This is a genomic window from Prevotella sp. MGM1, assembly GCF_002933775.1.
Lineage (GTDB): Bacteria > Bacteroidota > Bacteroidia > Bacteroidales > Bacteroidaceae > Prevotella.
Window position 1 is genome coordinate 1 of the sequence record NZ_BEWV01000079.1, and the last position, 705, is coordinate 705.

A 705-nucleotide genomic window follows, 5' to 3' on the forward strand; every position below is an offset into this window, starting at 1 on the left:
ATACACGCCCCGTGCAGTATGAGCAGGCGGGGCAGAACGGCAAGACCGATATTTTCTGTCCGATGTACTTCGACTACAAGTGGTGCGAGGAATACTCGCGCGGTGACAATCCCCGACCGCTCATACAGTGCGAGTATGCCCATGTCATGGGTAACTCAATGGGAGGTTTCAAGGAGTATTGGGACCTGGTGCGCAAATACCCCAAATATCAGGGCGGATACATCTGGGACTTTGTGGATCAGGGACTCAGGGACACCAGCCGTATCACAGGCCGGGAGATATTCACCTATGGTGGCGACTACGGCCGCTATCCGGCGAGTGACTATAACTTCAACTGTAACGGTATCATCGCGCCCGACCGACGCCTCAATCCCCATGCCTATGAAGTGCAATACTACTATCAGAACGCATGGGTGGAGGACAAAGGCATCAGCGACGGCCGTATAGAGGTGTACAACGAGAATTTCTTCAAGACGCTCGATGATCTCATTCTTGAGGCCACGATAGTCAGACACTGCGGTGAAGACACGTCGGCCGTGGTCACGATAGACATTAGCGGCATCGCGCCGCAGGCCCGCAGGCAGATAGAGAGCGCGTCGCTGCGCGACAAGCTGGCTGAGATTATGGGTACTTGCGCCCGTTCCGAGATTGTGGTAAACTTTGCTTTCCGCACCCGTGAGGCGGCTCCGCTCGTCGACAAGGGGC

1 protein-coding gene is annotated in these 705 nt (G+C 55.7%); it reads left to right on the forward strand.

The window, feature by feature from the left end; translation table 11 throughout:
* A partial coding sequence (locus MoGM_RS02360) for a glycoside hydrolase family 2 TIM barrel-domain containing protein (protein ID WP_233210131.1) occupies nucleotides 1–705 on the forward strand: 705 nt, incomplete at both ends.